This is a genomic window from Bradyrhizobium uaiense (assembly GCF_010811875.1).
GTDB lineage: Bacteria > Pseudomonadota > Alphaproteobacteria > Rhizobiales > Xanthobacteraceae > Bradyrhizobium > Bradyrhizobium uaiense.
The window spans coordinates 1-248 of sequence record NZ_VKHP01000786.1; the positions used below are offsets into that span (position 1 = coordinate 1).

The following is a 248-nucleotide window of genomic DNA, read 5'->3' on the forward strand; positions in this document are numbered from 1 at the left end:
GACCTTGCCATGATCGCCCTTCGAAGTGATCAAGTCCAAGCTCCTCCTTCAACTGCTGATGCGCCTGTTCGCAGATCCATCGCGCCTTGATAGTGGCGGCCAATGTGCGCAGATCCGTCGCCGCAGGCAGGTTGGCGAGATAGTATTTCTTCTCCCCTGAGGCACGTTGCTCGCCAATGAGCCAGGCTTCGTCGCCGGGGAGATGCTGCTGACCCTTATCCCATATCCGCTGCGGAGGTCCGTCGGCG

The 248-nt window shown here is 60.1% G+C and carries 1 pseudogene; it reads right to left on the reverse strand.

Features of this window, described 5'->3' with window-relative positions:
* Positions 1-248 (reverse strand): annotated as a pseudogene (locus FNJ47_RS47450) (IS701 family transposase); the annotation flags it as partial.